Here is a 346-nt window from a genome sequence, read left to right as displayed (position 1 = left end):
ATAAAGAAAGAACACGTAACTATAGTTTATTGAACTACTTTCTATTTGTAACTTTCTTCCCACAACTTTTTTCGGGACCAATAACTTATCATAAAGAAATCATCCCACAATTTACATCAAAGTGGAACTTACTAAAAAACTATCGAAATATTTCGATTGGTATTTTTATTTTCTCTATTGGGATTTTCAAAAAGATAATAATTGCAGATATATTCGCGATATGGGCTAATCATGGGTTTGATAATTCATCACATTTAACAATGTTAGATGCATGGTTAACCAGCCTTAGCTATACATTCCAGTTATACTTTGATTTCAGTGGTTATACTGATATGGCAATCGGCAT

The 346-nt window shown here is 30.6% G+C and carries 1 protein-coding gene; it reads left to right on the top strand.

What is annotated here, in order from left to right:
* Window positions 1-346, top strand: a 346-nt coding sequence (locus V2A85_RS24640; RefSeq protein WP_420072683.1) for an MBOAT family O-acyltransferase, incomplete at both ends; no start/stop codon positions are given.

The sequence above is a fragment of the Yersinia sp. 1252 StPb PI genome (assembly GCF_048593885.1).
Lineage (GTDB): Bacteria > Pseudomonadota > Gammaproteobacteria > Enterobacterales > Enterobacteriaceae > Yersinia > Yersinia enterocolitica_E.
Note: the sequence above shows the minus strand (reverse complement) of the source record. Positions and strands in the feature narration are given on the sequence as shown.